The sequence below is a fragment of the Methylobacterium sp. WL103 genome (assembly GCF_008039885.1).
Lineage (GTDB): Bacteria > Pseudomonadota > Alphaproteobacteria > Rhizobiales > Beijerinckiaceae > Methylobacterium > Methylobacterium cerastii.
Map to the genome: position 1 here is coordinate 1 of NZ_VRUX01001166.1, position 667 is coordinate 667.

The 667-nt window shown below is 71.2% G+C and carries 1 pseudogene; it reads left to right on the forward strand.

The features are described 5' to 3' along the window. Nucleotides 1-482: 482 nt before the first annotated feature. Nucleotides 483-667 (forward strand): annotated as a pseudogene (locus FV222_RS28420) (EamA family transporter); the annotation flags it as partial.

Genomic DNA, 667 nt, shown 5'->3' on the forward strand with positions numbered 1-667 from the left:
CCCTGCCGATCGTCCTGCGCCCGTTCCGCCCATCCCTGCCGATCGCGACCCTGCTGATCCGCCCGGCCCGCCCCCCGGCGATCCTGGCGGAGCGGCTGATCGGGTTCCTGCGGGAGGCGCGCGACGCGGAGGGTTTTGCGGCGGGGTGAGGCGCCACCTCCCTCCCCTCGCTGCGGGCAGGGCGTTTGTAGATGGTACCGCACCGTCATTCCGGGGCGCCGCAGGCGAGCCCGGAATCCAGAACCGCCGACGGTGCAAAGTCCGGCTCGACCAGCGTTTCTGGATCCCGGGCTCCGCTGCGCGGCCCCGGGATGACGAAGGTGCCGCCAATGGGTTTCCGAAAGGCAAGTCGGCATCGGCCCTCGCCCTGCCCGCTTTATTAGGGAAAGCGGATCGACACGCCCCTCCTCTCAGGCCGGGTTGCCTTCGCTCGCAGGTCCGTGGGAAAGCATTCTTCCTTTCCTGAGCACGGGTCTCGCGTGATCGCTTCCTCCTCCGCCACCCTCGTCGGCTGCGGCGCGATCCTGCTGTGGTCGCTCCTGGCGCTGTTCACCGCCGCGTCCGGCACGGTGCCGCCGTTCCAGCTCGCAGCGATGACCTTCGCGCTGGGCGGACTCGTCGGCTGCGCGAGCTGGTTCGCGCGCCGGGGCGGGGTCGCGGCCGGGCT